The organism is Pseudomonas avellanae BPIC 631, assembly GCF_000444135.1.
Classification (GTDB): Bacteria; Pseudomonadota; Gammaproteobacteria; order Pseudomonadales; family Pseudomonadaceae; genus Aquipseudomonas; species Aquipseudomonas avellanae.
This window is the reverse complement of sequence record NZ_ATDK01000482.1, coordinates 1-989: the sequence shown is the minus strand read 5'-3', so window position 1 is coordinate 989 and position 989 is coordinate 1. Positions and strand designations below refer to the sequence as shown.

Annotated in this window: 1 protein-coding gene and 2 pseudogenes; all 3 read left to right on the top strand. The window is 45.2% G+C overall.

Going from position 1 to position 989, the window contains the following annotated elements:
* Positions 1–99: 99 nt before the first annotated feature.
* A pseudogene (locus tag DW49_RS1000000131090) lies at positions 100–249 on the top strand (dTDP-4-dehydrorhamnose 3,5-epimerase); the annotation flags it as partial.
* A 47-nt stretch (positions 250–296) separates the two neighbouring features.
* The gene (locus DW49_RS0124130; protein WP_005736127.1) at positions 297–572 is read left to right on the top strand and encodes a hypothetical protein; all 276 of its coding nucleotides are present in this window, start codon (positions 297–299) and stop codon (positions 570–572) included.
* Positions 573–594: 22 nt separating this feature from the next.
* A pseudogene (locus DW49_RS0124125) lies at positions 595–989 on the top strand (MFS transporter); the annotation flags it as partial.

The window sequence follows — 989 nt, the reverse complement described above, 5'->3', positions numbered from 1 at the left end:
TGTTTTCGAAAAAATCAGCCACCAACTAACGGAAAATTCAAATCTTATCAATAGCTTAGCTTGCAGGTTATGGGTAACTTATTTCGAAAACAGTACACTAGGACAGACATTCCAATGTTTGGCCAAGACCTGATTTCACTGTCAAATGACTTGCCCTTCCCGAAGGTCTCACTGCCTGCACTACAGTGCCCTCACAGCGTAGTGTATAAAATGGCTAAATTTGAGCAGCAAAACTTTAGTCTTAACTGATTTGGGTGCGCATACACTTGCTTTTCTCATAATGATGGAGTTTGACTATGCAAGAAGTTATCACAACACACAGCATGTCGTGGAAAATCGAACTTGCCGCGTTGGTGGCCTCAGCCAAGGATGAGACCGAAAGCATTGCGCTGGAAGCATTTCAACAAGCCCTTACCCCATACCTTGAAGCACCTGAGTCGCTCCGAACATTGCTGGGGAAAATTCAGATGTTGGCGCCTGCTTGTGAAGCGCTTGCACTGGACAGTGACTTCTCGACGATGGCTGAACTACAATCAATGATGCCTGATAATATTGAAGTCATAGCAGCTTAGTGCTGCAAAGAAAAAACGACGGATGAAAACTGTGCGCACCCTCCCTTATTCAAACAAGAAAGTATTGTATATATTTGCTTCGGTCAGTGTGCTGCTTGCACTCTCCGAAGCGGTATACGATTTGGCATTTGCCAACTTGGCGTTCACGCTAACCGGCACAACACTTTCCGTCATGACGACCTATGCGATAGGGTACAGCGCCGAGATTATGGTCACTTTGCTGGGCGCTGGATTTATTGATCGGTTTGACAAGTGGAAGCTATTCATTGCAACGCAACTCGTAAATATCATCATTTTTTCCATTGCCGTAGCCTGTCTTTCGATACTAGTGTGCCGTCTCAAAATTAACTTCTCTCATGCCTGCGTGCTCATTGCCGCGCGGGCTCGCTGTATTTTGTTCAAAATATCTTCTCCCTT